Below are 16,355 nucleotides of genomic sequence, written 5' to 3'. Positions count from 1 at the left end.
TATTGTTTGAAGAAACAATAATGGCATCCCCTGTTTCAGATTATAATATGGAGAGTTAATTAAATTAGCATCATGGAGATTAATACGACCATGAGAAACAACACCATTTTCTGTTCTGATAACCAATATATCTTCTCTTTTCCCATATTGCGTCAAGTCACCAGCCATACCTAATGCATTTAAAATAGTTGCCTGCCCGTTTGCTATAGTATAGTCTCCCTGTCTGTTGACTTCTCCAAGTATTGTAACTTTAAAATTCGAGAGCCTTATATTAACGGTAGGATTAATAACATATTTTGTCATTTTTCCCTTAGCTCATCTTTAAAAGCGGTCAGACTTTTATCTGATGTATTCAGTTTTCCTAATATTGGAAAGTCAATGTCTCCATTTGCATCTACAATATATGTTGGTCCTGAAAGTACAGTTGTTCCTTGATTAGGAGTATTTCCGCCGGCTATGGCATTGGTCTGGATAAGTTCTGAGGAAGAATAATTCTGATTAAATGGCTTTACAACATCCATATCTTTCGCAGTGATCAGAATAACCAACTGATCTCCTACCTGGATTGTATTTGCTGAATTTTTAGCAGATGCATTGATTGCTACCTGTTCTATATTCTGCATATAATTTAAATCATTCTTAGCTTTGGGGTTCACTTTGCAGGAAATCACTAAAGAGGACGCCAAAACTAATGCTAATATTTTTCCTTTCATTATCTTGTTAAATTGTGCAAATATACATTTATATTTTTTCTATTTATCCAAAGCCTCATAAATTGAATTATTGCTTCGGAATTCTGGCACTATTGTTTTAAGAATCCTTACCACTTCCACTTTATCTCTTCGCAGGAAGCCTTGGTAATTTCTTTAGTAAGCCTGTCTATATCTTCAAATCCCATTGAAGGATCTTTGGAAATCATAATTTTGTCATTATGCGTAGGAAGTGTTTTTGCATCGTCACTCAGAAGTTCTTCGTACAGCTTTTCGCCGGGTCTTAATCCTGTATAGATGATCTTAATGTCTATATTAGGTTCGAATCCTGATAATTTGATCATTCTTTTCGCAAGATCAATAATTTTTACAGGTTCTCCCATATCAAAGACAAAAATTTCACCTCCTTCTCCCATTGTTCCGGCCTGAAGTACAAGCTCACAGGCCTCAGGAATTGTCATGAAATATCTTACAATTTCCGGGTGGGTAATAGTTACCGGACCACCAGCTTCAATCTGCTTTTTAAAATGAGGAATTACAGAACCATTGGAGCCTAATACATTTCCAAATCTCGTGGTAATAAACTTGGTCACATTACCTTCTACATTCTGAAGTGACTGTACAAAAAGCTCTGCAGCACGTTTGGAGGCTCCCATTACGTTCGTTGGATTTACAACTTTATCTGTAGATACCATTACAAACCTGTTTACTTTATACTTGCTGGATAATTTCGCAATCTTTGAACCTAATATATTGACAAAAATGGCTTCATGAGGGTTTTCTTCTACTAAAGGAACATGCTTATAGGCAGCAGCGTGGTATACCATTGAGAAGTTATATGTCTGGAACAGAGATTCCATTCTGTGATGGTTAGAAACATCTCCTAAAACAAATTTGAAAGTGATATGAGGGAATTTCTCTCTCATTTCAAGTTCGATTTCGTAAAGTGGTGTTTCAGCCTGATCCAGTACTACAATCAAAGAAGGATTAAAAGAGCAACCTGTCTTACAATCTCACTTCCTATAGATCCTGCTCCACCGGTTACCAACACTGTTTTATCAAAATGTCTGCTTTTAACTTTCTCATTCTGAATTTTGATAGGCTTTCTATTTAGCAAATCTTCAATTTGAAGGTTTTTGATAGACCCGCCAAGATCACTGTCTCTTAACTTCTGTACCGATGGTGCTTTAAAGACATTCAGGTCTTTTTCTAAAAACAAATTCACCCAGGCATTCATCTCATCTCTGGCCATCATCTCTTTAACAATGAGAACCCCGTCAACCATAAGATCTTCTTTTGAATGTTCTTCTATCTTTTCCTTTTCATAAATTGGTTTTCCTAACAGAGAAGCTCTTTTAGAATCTGTTCTCTGAGTTAAAAACCCAACTACCTGATAAGGCAGGCTCGGATTATCCAGAATAGCACGAGCTATCGCAATAGATTGTTCATCAATCCCCAATACCAGAATTCTTTTTTCAGTGCACTTCTTCTATATTCCCTTACAATATGGAAAAACTCTTTCACATATAGTCTGAAAAGGAATAATCCCATAAAAGAAATTACAAAGTAAAGTATCAGATAAGGAGTAAGTATAAACTTACTTCCTGTGGTCCAAGTAAGCAATATTTATAGTTCCGATAGTCAGCATTGTGCAGAAGCATGATATCAGAAGTTTAAACAAATCTATAAATGTTGAGTGGCGGATAATACCGGCATACGTCTTGAAGACGTACATAAAAATGGCATTCACCAGAATAATAAAAGCAAAAATTAAACTTTTATCTTCATGGTATATAAACTCCTGCTTGGTAATCTTTGCGATAATGTAAGTGGAAAGAAATAAAGATATGATCAGAATAATAATGTCTATTACAAGAATTATCCATCGAGGAAGATATCTTACGTCTGAGAGATTGACAACATTATCCCCTCCAAATATTGTTTTTCTAAGAGAATTGTACATTGTCTGTATTGGTGTTCATATTTAATTAAGGTATATTATCTGATGATCCAATCAAAGATAATTTTGACACAATCACACAAAAATAAATAAATTTATTTCAATATGTTGAAATCAAAAATAAATTTGATGTTATGTTTATGAAATCTAATAATTTCATTACGGTACAGCTAAACTCACAGACAAAAATCATACCATAAAAGCTGTTTATAAAGGTGATATTTATCTATAAAAATTCTTCATTTAAGCTGTTTTTCTTTAAAAGAATTATTAAATCGTTATATATCAATCTTTTTCAATGAACTGCTTATTTTTTTCTAAAAGTCATACGTCAAGTTTTTTAATTTATTAATATTTAATCAAAAATATCAATTATTTTTTCATATTCAAAACCTTTACTCATCAAATGCTTTATAGTCTTGGTTTTTTTGATATTCTTTCAAACCGGTTTGTCTGGAATAATAATCATCAAAAATTTTCCTGATAGTTTTCTGATAATCAGTGTCATCAATCTCATCAAAACATGAATTGATCAGTTTCTCAGAAATCTGTTTCTGCTTCAGATTCATTTTAATTTTGTTTTTCCCCCAGTGTTTGATATAAAATTTACCTCTGATATAGCTTCGGGTAAATCTTTCTTCGTTCAGATAATTTTCTTTCAGCAGGTATAGAATAATTTCTTCCTTCGCTTCATCTATAAGCAGGAATTCTCTCATCTTCTGCTCCACTTCAGCATGACAACGGTCCTGGTAAACACAGTAATTGACCAGCTTCTGTTTTATTTCTTCGAAAGTATAAGATTTCTTTTCCATTTGAATAAAAAAGAATGAGCAATTTGCCCATTCTTTATATAATATAGCAATATCTGTTAGTAATTGAACAGAGCTTTACCTTCCATTAATTCGTTAACTTGCTTTCTTACAGATCCAATCACCTCTTCATTTTTGATATTGTCTACTACTTCAGAAATCAGTCCCGCAATAGTATCCATATCATTTTCTTTCAATCCTCTTGTTGTGATAGCTGCAGTTCCCAATCTGATACCGGATGTCGTAAATGGTGACTTATCATCAAAAGGAACCATGTTTTTGTTGCAGGTAATATCGGCAAGTACAAGTGCTTTCTCTGTTTCCTTACCGTTTACTCCTTTATTTCTAAGGTCTACCAGCATCAGGTGATTGTCTGTACCTCCGCTTACGATATCAAAACCTCTGTTGATCATTGCTTTTGATAATGCCTGAGCATTTGCTTTAACCTGTTTTGCATAAGTTTCGAACTGAACATCCAAAGCTTCCCCGAAAGCAACTGCTTTACCGGCGATCACATGCTCAAGCGGCCCTCCCTGAATACCCGGGAATACAGCTCCGTCCAGAACCTGGCTCATCATTTTGATTTCTCCTTTTGGAGTTTTGTGGCCATATGTATTTTCAAAGTCTTTCCCCATCATGATCATTCCTCCTCTTGGACCTCTAAGCGTCTTGTGAGTTGTAGTTGTTACTACATGACAGTGCTCGAATGGAGAATTTAATAATCCTTTTGCTACTAAACCTGCCGGGTGAGCAATATCAGCCCAAAGGGTAGCTCCCACTTCATCTGCCACCTCTCTGAATTTGGCATAATCTAAATCTCTTGAATAGGCTGAGAAACCTGCAATAAGCATTTTTGGTTTTTCTCTCAACGCTACTTCTCTCATTTGATCATAATCAATAAGACCTGTTTCCTGCTGAACCCCATAAGAAACCACGTTATATTGAATTCCTGAAAAATTCACTGCAGAGCCGTGGGTAAGGTGCCCTCCCATTGAAAGGTCCATTCCCATAATTTTATCACCAGGTTTCAAAACTGCAAGATAAATGGCTGCATTCGCCTGAGAACCGGAATGTGGCTGAACATTCACATAATCTACTCCGAAAAGTTCTTTAGCTCTGTTGATGGCTAAAGTTTCAACCTCATCTACTACTTCACATCCTCCGTAATATCTTTTTCCGGGATATCCTTCAGCATATTTATTTGTCAGTACACTTCCCATTGCTTTCATCACATTTTCAGAAACAAAATTTTCTGATGCGATAAGCTCTAATCCATGGGTTTGTCTTTGTCTTTCCTTTTCAATCAGGTCGAAAATAATATCCATTTTACTTTTAGTTTTTGAAATTTTCACCCCAAATGTACGGAATTTTCGTCGAGATTTCTCTATTGTAAAAATGATTTTTAAACACTAAAAAATGAAAACATTCATCAATAAATTCAACATTATGATTGTTTTAATGATATGAAAATGTTTCTAAAATTCTTCATCTGAAAGCTCCTTATTAACCACGGCACCTGCAAAATTTCCCTGTGCAACTGCATTGGCTACGGAACGCATCATGGTTACATTATCTCCACATGCAAATACTCCGGGAACATTCGTTTTCTGCATCATGTCCACTTTAATAAATCCCTGTTCTGTCAATTCACATCCCAGATCAGCAGATACATTGATATTTTGTTCAAAAGGAATTTTAGCATATAAAGCCTTTAAAGAAATCTCTTTCCCGTTTTTGAAAATAATTTTCTGAATAGATCCGTTGTCATGCTCTATCTTTTCAATCTCATCTTCAATAAGATTAATTTTATTCTGAGCCAGTTTCTTTATTTGTTCATCAGTAAGGAAGCCTTTCCATTCGTAAACAGGGTAAGGTTTTTGGTCAGATTAAAAATCAGCTTTGAAAATTCGTAAGCCATATCTCCATTGGAAAGAATTCCTGTGACTTCATTTTTACTTCATATCCATGGCAGTATGGGCAGTGTATAACAGAAATCCCCCAACATTCTGCAAATCCGGGAATATCAGGCATTACATCCTTCACCCCGGAAGCAATAATTAGCTTTTTAGAATTGAACTTTTCACCAGATAAAGTTTCAATTTTAAAACCTTCATTGGTCTTTTGTATTTTCACAGCGGTTCCTTTACAGAAACTGACAGTATTGTATTTTTCAACATCGTTTTTTGCCAGTTGTGAAATTTCTGATGGTGTTTTTCCATCATGGGTAACAAAGTTATGAGAATGCGGAGTCTGTCTGTTACAAGGTTTACCATTATCAATGATCAAAACATTCCTTAAAGATCTTCCCAAAGACATTCCCGCAGATAATCCCGAATAGCTTCCTCCTATTATGATAACATCAAAATTTTTATTTTCCATAGTTCAGTTGATAATTGATAATACAAAGGTAAAGCAAAATCAACTAACGCAATATAGTTGCAATAATGTTTTTTATCTATTTTCTTTATTCCATAAACAAATGGTCATTTACCTCTTCTACTGAAAAACTATTTCCATTCATTTTTAACTTCGGTAATTTCGTCCTGAATTCTTTTATTGATATTTATTTTCGCTCCCTGAAGACTGAAAACAGCTGTTCCTTTTTCTCTCGCATACGGATTGGTAATAGAATCCTTTAGTTCCGCAACTTCAAAAAAGGAACCGGATTCATTAAGTTCTTTTCCTGCTTCGGGGGCATCTTTAACCCGGATTACATTTTTGTATTTTCTGCTTAAATCTATCCAATTGATATAGTCTGCATGAAATGACATGGCTACAACACCTGCTTTTGAATAATAATTAATTGCTCCGGTCTGTCCGTAATTGTCGCACAACACCATTGTATTTCCGGTTTTTGCCAGTTTGGAATATTCCTTATCCACTTTTTGAGCCAGCTCTTTCCAGCCCTGCATGTCAGCAAAATCCTGTGGTAAAGGATGATCTTTTCCATCTTCCCAGCGAAGCAGTCCGAATTTTTTATACCGATCCGGGTGAGAGATTATATATTCAGGACTTTTATTCGGAAAGGCTACATTATATAAGGGAAGAAATAAAAGTATCGGAATGAGAATGCTGACCGGCTTCAAAAATCTTCTCCATCCTTTTTCAAATAAATGCCCCAGGTAAACTCCACCAAAGGCAATATAAACGGGATAGAGTCCTATAGCATAGTAGTCTTTTGCTTTAAAAAACAAGAACAGAGTCATTGTAATAATATAGCTCCAGAAGAAAAACCGGAATTTCTCAAAAGGCTTATACAACAATAACGCCCCCCAGCCTGCTAGAATAACAAAAAAGACACCTATAAAAAAGAGAATCTGAGATTTCATAAAGTCCATCCGGTCTACATGTACAAGCTGTTTTTCTGAAAGTTCTTTCATATGATGAATTACCGGAAAATGATTCTGATACTGCCATAAAAGATTGGGAAAAACAATAATTAAAATCAAAAGCGCTGCCCAGTATACATGAGACTGCATAAAGATTCTCCTCTGCTCTGTTAGCAGAAATGCAGGAATAAGTCCAAGGACTGCAAAAGCAATATTATACTTATTCAATATTCCTATTCCGAAAATGACTGCTCCTGTGTAAATCCACTTAACTTTTTGGGAATTAAAATATTTGATGAGACTATAATAAAGACATAACCACAGGAAAATTTCCAGTGATGTCGGCTGGAATAACATATTTACCCGAAGAAGTACAGACAATAAAATACCTGACGCAGTAAGTATTTTAGCAAAAAGGCTTCCGTTCAGTTCTTCAACAACTTTCCAGGCAAGGGCTATTGTCATTGCTCCAAATAAAGCAGGAAAGAATTTAACCCAGTATACGGAGTTGCCCAATATTTTAATGATCCAGGCTATCCAGGAATTGACGGGTGGAACAGAAAGATATCCCCATGCAAGATGATTCGCCTGATCAAGATGCAGGTATTCATCCCTGTGAAGTTCATATTCAGGACTTATCAATGAATATTGAAGGGCAAACTTTGCAGTGATAAAAAGAACGAGAATCCAGTAGTCTTTTTTCATGGGTATAATAGTTTGGATTTAAAGATAAGACAGTTTAAACTTCTTTTCCGTTACACTGTTATTTCAAACCTGTTATCAATAATTTCAGTTTTTATTTTCTGAATATTGTCAGACCAATATTCAATTTCATCTTTCTTTCCGGAGCATTCCTCTATAGGAGTTTTCTGGCAGGCAGCTAAATATTCCTGATAGGTTTTCAAGATATAAAAAATCCCGGAGAAAAAGAATTCCTCCAGGATTACAGTTTAAAAGTGTATAGTGTAGTTTATTATTTTTTATTAGCCTTTTCTTTCAGCTCTTCTTTGTCTTTATCTGACGGGTTCCAAACTTTCACTTCAGTATCTTTTGTGATATTTGATCCCGGAAGAATCTGAACATTGATCCCGTCACTTGCACCCAGTTTCACATATACTTTCTTGAATTTGCCGTCTTTTTGTTTGGTTTCTACAAAAGGAACATCTTTTCCTTGTTTCTTTTCATACTGCACCAAAGATTCATCCAATAATAATGCGTTTTTCTGAGAACTCAAAACAATTTCACCATTCGCAGAAAAACCTGCTCTAATATACTCATTATTAGGATTACTTACGTTACCTTCTACCGGAAATTTAATAGTTCCTGCATTATCTTTTCCTTTAGGGGCAATCATGGTCAGTTTTCCAGGAAAGTTTTGTTTTGTAATGCTCCGATTACGATATTCATATCCATCCTTCGCTTAGTTTTCCTGCCTGTGCTTCATCGATTTCACCTTTAAAAATCAGCACATTTAAATCTGCAACCGAGCAGATTGTAGTTCCCACATTGAAGTTATTGGCTTCAATCACCTGGCTTCCTGCTTTAACAGGTACTTCAAGTACGGTACCTGAAGCTTTGGAACGGATCTCGGTAGTCGCCAGACCCTGCCCTTTAAGTTCCGGAGTTGCCCCTGTTTTAGCGATTTGTAGTCTTTTTTGAGCGGTGTTCAATTGCTGCTGGGCATTTTTCAAAGCCTGCTGCTGAGAGAATAGCTGCTGCTGAGAATTAAGAAACTCCTGTTTTGAAGCCACGCCCTGCTTGTAAAGCTTTTCCTGCATATCAAACTGCTTCTGCATATTTCCTACATTCATCTGGGCGTTACTGATCTGGATCTGCGCATTCTGAACTTCCTGCTGAGCAGCGTTTACTTCAGAAATACTTGGAACAATTTTTACGGTAGCAATCAGCTGTCCTACTTCTACCTTATCTCCTTCTTTTACTAAGATTTTATCTATAATCCCTGCAATATTGGGTTTGATCTCAATTTCTTCTTTCGGAACAATTTTCCCTGTAGCCATTACCTTATCATCCATATTCTGAACGGTAGGCTTGCGGGTAAGGAAAGCTTCACCTTCCTTAGAGTTAGATTTTATAAGATAGCCAATCCCTGAGAATAATGCCACTGCAAATAAAAGCCCCAACACTATATAAATGGCTTTTTTCCAAGTGAATTTCTTTTTCATATGTATATAGTTTATTTTTATTAAATAGATTGAAAAATTAAAAGATTGAAAGATTGATTTCGTTCATTTATCAATCGTTCTTCTTTATTTTCAATTTGCTTCATTTTCAAATTAATTACTCTGTTCTTAACGCTTCAATAGGTTTAATTTTCACAGCTCTCTGTGCGGGAATCATCCCGATAACCAGTCCTAAAACCACCATTACCGCCATTGCCGCAAATACGTTTCCGTAGTTGACCGTCGGATTATAGAATGGGAATGAGTCCTGGCCCTGAGTAACAGCATTGAGAATCATGAGGACAAAAATCCCGGACATAAAACCTATTAATCCTGAAGAGAGGGTAATAACAACACTTTCCAGCAAAATCTGATTTCTTACCTCAGCAGGCTTGGCTCCCAATGCCCTTCTGATCCCTATTTCTTTGGTTCTTTCTTTTACGGTGATCAACAAGATATTTGAAATAGCAATTACTCCTGCAAGAATGGTCAGTGTACCCACGATAATGGTCAGCAGCTGCATTCCCGTAAGCCTGTCAGTTTTTTAAATTCTTTTCCAAGGTTGAAACTACCGAAAGCGTTGGTATCTTCAGGAGATACTTTATTCTTGGCTTTTAAAGCCTGCTTTACATCTTCTTCTACCGAGTTAACATTTGCATTAGGCTTGCTTACAATAGCAAACATATCGATCTGGTCTCCTGCATTATACATCTTCGTATACGTGGAAAGTGGGATAAAAGCAGTCTGGTCATTTTCAAATCCGCCTCCTTTTTACACGGAAAACTCCGATTACATTAAAAAACAGCCCTTTGATATTGATAGACTTTCCTATTGGATTTTCTTTTTTCTTGGAATCAAAAAGTTTTTATAAATTTCTTCTCCTATCACCACTACATTTTTATTCCCGGAAACATCGGCATCATTGATGTAGCGTCCGAAGATCAGTTTCTTTTCTGAAATTTTATTTCCTACAGAATAATCTCCGGTAAGCGAATAGGTTCCGTTCTTCCCGTTTCTTGACATGGCTTCTCCCGGCGTTCCGGTAAAGCTTCCTCTGGCATTCTGCGGCGATATATAATCTATGGCTGTTACTTTTCTTTTCAGCATTTCCATATCATTCAGGTTCAGGTGAACTTCTCTTCCTTTAGGAAACCCTTCGTATGGGATAGACGTTTTCTGTGCCCACAGGAAGATGGAATTGGTCGCAAAACCGGAAAATAATTTATCAAAACCATTTTCCATTCCTTTTGCAGCTCCAAGAAGGCTCACATACAAAAACATTCCCCACCCTACACCGATCATGGTAAGAAATGTCCGGAGTTTATTATTCCTCAATGAATAATAAATTTCCTGCCAAGTGTCTTTTAAATATGATATTCACCTTTCCGAGTTATAAGTTATAAATAATGAATCCCGTTAATCTGTTTATCTTCTTTTGCTTTTTTTAAACTCACGTATTATAGCAAATTATTCTGTTCTCAATGCTTCTATCGGTTTGATTCTTGAGGCTCTGTATGCGGGAACAAATCCTGCAATCAGTCCTGAGAAAATCAGGGCAATAAATGCCATCACAATAGCTCCCCATCCTACGCTCGGGCTTTTAATGAAGAATTCTTCAAGACTGTTCCCGATAAGATTTAACGTCAAAACCCCTATTCCTACTCCAACAAGTCCGGACACTACTGTAATTACAACACTTTCCTGAACAATCAGCCCCACAATTCCACTCGGTTTTGCTCCAATAGCTTTTCGTACCCCGATTTCTTTGGTTCTTTCTTTTACGATATACACCATAATGTTACTGATCCCGATAATTCCGGCAAGCAATGTTCCTAATCCGATAAATCCTACAATTGCAGTAAGTACCGCCATAAATGTAAAAGTGTCATTCATATTTTTGGCATTGTTCCAGACACGGACACCGTTTTCATCATCAGGAGAGACATTTTTTCTTGATTTCAGTTTATCTTTAAGCTCATCACCATATTTAATGGCTTCCTGAGGGGTCAGTTTATCACTATAGGAGATATAGGCAATGTTCACCGTATCCGATCCTTTTTTCATCTGCTGTAAAGTGGTAATGGGTACTGTGATATGTCTTTCGTCCCAGTCTCCACCGTCATCAGAGAACACGCCTACCACCTTAAACATGGTTCCATTGATATCGAGTTCTTTTCCTACCGGGCTTCCGTTTTTAATCAAATCCCTCTGTACCATTCTTCCGATAACAGCCACGTTTTGTTTCCCTTCCAGATCTCTTGGGGTAATGTATCGCCCATCAATCATTTTTCGGTTTTCGATCACCTGTTCACCCGGTTCTGCGCCATGTACCTGATAAATCCCGCTTTCTTTGCCATATTTTACCATTAAGCTGGCATTATATCGCGGGCTGGAAGCTCCTACATTCTTTTTATCAGCATTGATAAGGAAATCGTAGTCATCATTATTCAACGTAACCGTACGGTCAGACTGTAATCCTTTATAAGCCAATGTCGTTTTTCCTGTAGTAATGGTAATCAGGTTTTTGGCATCTCCCGAAAATCCTTCAGAGAAAGCATTCTGAAGTCCTTTTCCAATTCCGAAAAGTACAATGAAAATAAACAGTCCCAAAGCTACCGTAAACCCCGAAAGCACTGTCCGGAGTACATTACTCCGGATAGAACTGAATATTTCCTGCCAACGATCTAGGTCAAACATATTTTTTATTTTTTTACTGTGTAAAAAAGTCAATTAGCTGCGCTCTCAATTTTCTTCGAAGTCAATTAACTTTGTTGTCAATTTGTTCTTCATAATTCTTCTAGCATCCCTCGGTAATATTTAATATCTGGTCAATTATATTAAACTTTTCATGATCAGGAATTTTAGATAAAGCCTTATAACATTCTATTTTTAATTCTCCCGCTGATTGATATACGTCAAGCTTATAATGGTTCAGATGTAAAAACATTTTTATTCATATTCATTTGTGTCTGTGATATCAATTATTTGTCCTCCTCATTATAAAATTCACTTGTGAAGCAAAATTGACCGTTCAGTATTCACTTATAGTATAATCTGCTTAATAAACTCATCACTTTCAATAATTCCGTCCTTCAGGACTACATTCCTTTTGGTCTGTGCAACGACATCTGGTTCATGGGTTACCACAATGATTGTTTTCCCTTCATTATTGATATCCTGAAGAAGTTTCATAATGTCATGGGTGGTTTTGGAATCGAGTGCTCCGGTAGGTTCATCTGCCAGCACCACTTTCGGATTGGTAATCAAAGCTCTTGCAATGGCTACTCTCTGTTTCTGCCCTCCGGAAAGTTCACTTGGAAGGTGGTTTGCCCATTGGGCAAGCCCAACTTTTCCAGATATTCCATAGCTTTCTGGTTTCGCTCTTTTCGCGGTACATTCTGATAATATAACGGAAGCGCTACATTCTCCAAAGCTGTTTTGTAATTGATAAGGTTGAAAGACTGAAAAATAAATCCTAAAAATCTGCTTCTGTATTCCGCAGCTTTTACCTCAGATAAATGTTCGATGGGAACTCCATCCAATTTATAGGTTCCTGAATCTTTTTCATCCAGAATCCCAATAATATTAAGAAGTGTAGATTTTCCGGAACCGGAACTTCCCATAATAGAAACAAACTCCCCTTCAGAAATATTCAGATTAATTCCTTTAAGAACATGAAGTTTGCTTTTCCCTGTATCGTATGACTTATTTAAATCCTGAATTACTAACATTAAGTGATGTATGTTTTATACCCAATAAGTAGATGATATTTTCAAATTGTTACAAGAATAAAAATTTATTCAAAATATTTTTTGTTTAATAAAATAACCCTTTATTAATAATACTTTACAAAATATTGTTTAACTGTAACTTCACATTTCGATCTATTTATCCTCAAGATTGCTGTTTAGCCTATTATACGAGGCTGTTTCATGTAAATGTGGAAAACTTTTCAGGCTAAAAGTCAGCCGATTAGTATTTACCCCTTTCAAAATCAGTTCTTTTTTTCGAACTTTGCTATTAGTTCTTTACAAGAAATATGGATTTGCAAAAGTGGATAACTTTAATTCACAACCTGCAGAAAAACAAAAACTTAAGTATTTCCGGAACGTTATCCACAAGGATCTAAATTATTTAATTATAAAGATATTTAATATGGGAATTTTTGATAAAAGAGTAAGCTATAAGCCATTTGAATACCCGGAGGTTCTTCAATTTGTAGAAGCCATCAACAAATCGTTCTGGGTACATTCGGAAGTGGACTTTACTGCAGATGTTCAGGATTTTCATTCGCAGTTGGAACCACACGAAAAGCATGCTGTGAAGAATGCGCTGTTAGCCATTGCACAGATCGAGGTGTCTGTAAAGACATTCTGGGGGAATTTATACAACCACTTACCAAAGCCGGAATTCAATGGATTAGGATCTACTTTTGCAGAATGCGAGTTCCGTCATTCTGAAGCATATTCCCGTTTATTAGAGGTTTTAGGATATAACGATGAATTCCTTAACGTAATCGAAATTCCTGCTGTAAAAGGAAGAATCGAGTTTCTTGGAAATGCCTTAAAGCACGCTAATTCTGCTACACCGAAAGAATATGTTTCCGCTTTATTATTATTCAGTATTTTAGTGGAAAACGTTTCTCTTTTCTCGCAGTTTGCCATCATCCTTTCTTTCACAAGATTCAAAGGATTCATGAAAAATGTTTCCAATATCATCGCATGGACTTCAGTAGATGAGCAGATTCACGCCAATGCAGGAATCTACCTGATCAACAAAATCCGTGAAGAACAACCGGACTTATTAACGGACAGCGATATTGAAGATATCTATACCCTTGTAGATGAGTCTATCGCAAGAGAAGGTGATATCCTTAGCTGGATCTTTGAATTGGGAGAAATCGACAACGTTTCCAAAGAAGATCTGTTAAACTTCATGAAATACCGTGTAGATGACAGCTTGAAGAAAATCAACATGAAAACAAGATACAACATTACCCCTGAGCAATACAGGCCAATGGTATGGTTCGAGGAGGAAGTTTTCGCCAATTCATTAGATGATTTCTTTGCCAAAAGACCTGTAGACTATACGAAACACGACAAGAGTATTACAGCAAACGATTTGTTTTAATATCCGGGCGCGAGCGCAGCGAGCGTCAATGCAGTCAGTATCAGGAAGGCAATTCATTAATAAAGCACAAATATCAAGGGAATGATTAATGTAATAGTAACTTATACGGTAAACCCCGACTTTGTTCCAAACAATAAAGCTAATATCCAAAAGTTTCTGGAAGATTTCAAAAATTTAGATCCTTCCACCTTTGAGTATAAAGTTTTTGTAAAGGAAGATGGTGTTACTTTTGTACATTATTCAAACTACATCAATGAAGAAGTTCAGCATGAGGTCTTGAATGTTCCGTCTTTTAAAGAATTTCAGAGATTAAGAGATGAAAGCGGGCTGAACGGTTCCCACAAAGTAGAAATTTTACAATCAATACAATAAAAAACAAAATTCCGGAGTGATTCCTTCATTCCGGAATTCGAAAATATAACATCTATGGAAGAGCAAAATTCAAATATATGGTGGCTCAATGAAGAGTCTGAGCAGATGCTTAACAGAGGATATCTGTTGAAAGGTGAAACAGTAGACGGAGCAATCGACAGAATTACCACCGCCGCTGCAAAAAGGTTATACAAACCTGAACTTCAACCGGCATTCAAAGAAATGATCACGAAAGGATGGATCAGTTTCTCTTCTCCTGTATGGGCTAATATGGGAACTCAGAGAGGTCTTCCAATCTCATGTTTCAACGTTCACATCCCGGACAGCATTGAAGGGATTACCCACAAAATGGGTGAAGTGATCATGCAGACAAAGATTGGAGGAGGTACTTCAGGGTATTTCGGAGAATTGAGAAACAGGGGAACAGCGGTAACGGATAACGGAAAGTCTTCCGGAGCAGTTTCATTCATGAAGCTTTTCGATACGGCTATGGATGTTGTTTCCCAGGGAGGAGTAAGAAGAGGAGCTTTTGCTGCGTACTTAGATATTGACCACGGAGATATTGAAGAATTTTTATCTATTAAAGATATCGGCAGCCCGATTCAGAACCTATTCACCGGAGTATGTGTTCCGGATTACTGGATGCAGGATATGATTGACGGTGATATGGAAAAACGTAAAGTCTGGGCAAGAGTACTGGAAAGCCGCCAGCAAAAAGGTCTTCCGTATATTTTCTTCACAGACAACGTTAATAGAAACAAGCCACAAGTTTATAAAGATTTAGGAATGACGGTGAATGCAAGTAACCTTTGTTCCGAAATTATGCTTCCATCCACCATGGAAGAATCTTTCATCTGCTGTCTGTCTTCCATGAACCTTGAACTATATGATGAATGGAAGGATACAGATGCTGTAAAGCTTGCTATATATTTCCTTGATGCCGTTTTATCTGAATTCATTGATAAAACTGAGGGTAACTATTACTTACAGGGAGCAAGAAACTTCGCAATGCGTCACAGAGCCCTTGGGTTAGGAGTGCTAGGATACCACTCTTATTTACAGAAAAATATGATTCCGTTTGAAAGCTTTGAGGCAACTCAGTTCAACGCAAGAGCATTCAGACATATCAAAGAACAGGCTGAACAGGCCTCAAGAGAGCTTGCCAACATCTATGGTGAACCGGAAGTTTTGAAAGGATATGGGCTGAGAAATACCACAACAATGGCTATTGCTCCTACCACTTCAAGTTCTGCAATTTTGGGACAAACTTCCCCGGGAATTGAACCTTTTGCTTCTAACTACTATAAAGCAGGTCTTGCTAAAGGAAACTTTATGCGTAAGAATAAATACCTTGCAAAATTACTGGAAGAAAAAGGACTGGATAACGAGGAAACATGGAGAACAATCATGCTCAACCATGGATCTGTACAGCACCTGAATGAACTTACTCCTGAAGAAAAGGCAGTATTCAAAACATTCAAAGAAATTTCTCCGATGGAAATTATTTCTCAGGCTGCACAGAGACAACAATATATTGACCAGGCACAATCACTGAATCTTCAGATTCCTTCTACAATGCCTGTAAAAGATGTTAACTACCTTTATATTGAAGCCTGGAAAAAGGAGTAAAAACACTTTACTACCAGAGAAGTTCATCAGTTTCAAAAGAAATGATGGTTAACTTCGTATCATGCTCAAGCTGCGAAGCATAGATCAAGTAATAAACACGCTATATTTACAAAAGCATACCGAATGGTGTGCTTTTGTCGTTTTTTATTACATAATAGGTTGGGATGAAGCCAATTTAATTTTATTCGCCCGCGGATTACACAGATTTTCACAGATCTTTCCTATGGCATTAATAA

General features: G+C 36.6%; 10 protein-coding genes and 6 pseudogenes. 3 read left to right on the top strand and 13 right to left on the bottom strand.

Annotated features, from left to right (window positions below; genetic code table 11):
* From OWR28_RS00810 to OWR28_RS00745, 13 genes and pseudogenes are all read right to left on the bottom strand, one after another.
* Nucleotides 1-303, bottom strand: a 303-nt coding sequence (locus tag OWR28_RS00810; protein WP_494168411.1) for a polysaccharide biosynthesis/export family protein, incomplete at its 3' end; no start/stop codon positions are given.
* A complete protein-coding gene (locus OWR28_RS00805) occupies nucleotides 300-623 on the bottom strand; it encodes a polysaccharide biosynthesis/export family protein (protein WP_332385079.1) in 324 nt (107 codons plus the stop codon). The genes OWR28_RS00805 and OWR28_RS00810, both read right to left, overlap by 4 nt.
* Nucleotides 624-752: 129 nt before the next feature.
* A pseudogene (locus tag OWR28_RS00800) lies at nucleotides 753-2,673 on the bottom strand (polysaccharide biosynthesis protein).
* 352 nt (nucleotides 2,674-3,025) lie between these two features.
* A pseudogene (locus tag OWR28_RS00795) lies at nucleotides 3,026-3,488 on the bottom strand (regulatory protein RecX).
* Between the two features lie 50 nt (nucleotides 3,489-3,538).
* The gene (glyA, locus tag OWR28_RS00790) at nucleotides 3,539-4,804 is read right to left on the bottom strand and encodes a serine hydroxymethyltransferase (protein WP_332385078.1); all 1,266 of its coding nucleotides are present in this window, start codon (nucleotides 4,802-4,804) and stop codon (nucleotides 3,539-3,541) included.
* Nucleotides 4,805-4,954: 150 nt separating this feature from the next.
* Nucleotides 4,955-5,858: pseudogene (locus OWR28_RS00785) on the bottom strand (NAD(P)/FAD-dependent oxidoreductase).
* Between the two features lie 128 nt (nucleotides 5,859-5,986).
* On the bottom strand, nucleotides 5,987-7,513 hold the full coding sequence (locus tag OWR28_RS00780) for a glycosyltransferase family 39 protein (protein WP_332385077.1): 1,527 nt from the start codon (nucleotides 7,511-7,513) through the stop codon (nucleotides 5,987-5,989).
* Between the two features lie 50 nt (nucleotides 7,514-7,563).
* Nucleotides 7,564-7,713 carry a hypothetical protein gene (locus tag OWR28_RS00775; protein WP_332385076.1) on the bottom strand — a complete coding sequence of 50 codons (150 nt, stop codon included), beginning with the start codon at nucleotides 7,711-7,713 and terminating at the stop codon, nucleotides 7,564-7,566.
* Between the two features lie 68 nt (nucleotides 7,714-7,781).
* Complete coding sequence (locus tag OWR28_RS00770; protein ID WP_332385075.1) at nucleotides 7,782-8,162, bottom strand: hypothetical protein; 381 nt, start codon at nucleotides 8,160-8,162, stop codon at nucleotides 7,782-7,784.
* A gap of 49 nt (nucleotides 8,163-8,211) precedes the next feature.
* Nucleotides 8,212-8,991 carry a TolC family protein gene (locus OWR28_RS00765; RefSeq protein ID WP_332385074.1) on the bottom strand — a complete coding sequence of 260 codons (780 nt, stop codon included), beginning with the start codon at nucleotides 8,989-8,991 and terminating at the stop codon, nucleotides 8,212-8,214.
* 115 nt (nucleotides 8,992-9,106) lie between these two features.
* Nucleotides 9,107-10,290 (bottom strand): annotated as a pseudogene (locus OWR28_RS00760) (ABC transporter permease).
* Between the two features lie 165 nt (nucleotides 10,291-10,455).
* On the bottom strand, nucleotides 10,456-11,685 hold the full coding sequence (locus tag OWR28_RS00755; protein ID WP_332385073.1) for an ABC transporter permease: 1,230 nt from the start codon (nucleotides 11,683-11,685) through the stop codon (nucleotides 10,456-10,458).
* A 345-nt stretch (nucleotides 11,686-12,030) separates the two neighbouring features.
* A pseudogene (locus tag OWR28_RS00745) lies at nucleotides 12,031-12,719 on the bottom strand (ABC transporter ATP-binding protein).
* 424 nt (nucleotides 12,720-13,143) lie between these two features.
* Between OWR28_RS00745 and OWR28_RS00740 the strand changes: the two are divergent.
* The 3 genes and pseudogenes from OWR28_RS00740 to OWR28_RS00730 all read left to right on the top strand — a co-directional run bounded on the left by OWR28_RS00740 (nucleotide 13,144) and on the right by OWR28_RS00730 (nucleotide 16,202).
* The gene (locus OWR28_RS00740) at nucleotides 13,144-14,118 is read left to right on the top strand and encodes a ribonucleotide-diphosphate reductase subunit beta (RefSeq protein WP_041461620.1); all 975 of its coding nucleotides are present in this window, start codon (nucleotides 13,144-13,146) and stop codon (nucleotides 14,116-14,118) included.
* An 81-nt stretch (nucleotides 14,119-14,199) separates the two neighbouring features.
* Nucleotides 14,200-14,490, top strand: a complete 291-nt coding sequence (locus tag OWR28_RS00735) for a hypothetical protein (RefSeq protein WP_002977029.1) — start codon at nucleotides 14,200-14,202, stop codon at nucleotides 14,488-14,490.
* Between the two features lie 54 nt (nucleotides 14,491-14,544).
* Nucleotides 14,545-16,202 (top strand): annotated as a pseudogene (locus OWR28_RS00730) (ribonucleoside-diphosphate reductase subunit alpha).
* The last annotated feature ends 153 nt before the right edge of the window (nucleotides 16,203-16,355 follow it).

This window comes from Chryseobacterium sp. 1B4 (assembly GCF_036631475.1).
Lineage (GTDB): Bacteria > Bacteroidota > Bacteroidia > Flavobacteriales > Weeksellaceae > Chryseobacterium.
The sequence above is the reverse complement of the archived record's forward strand: the minus strand, read 5'-3'. Positions and strand labels throughout refer to the sequence as shown.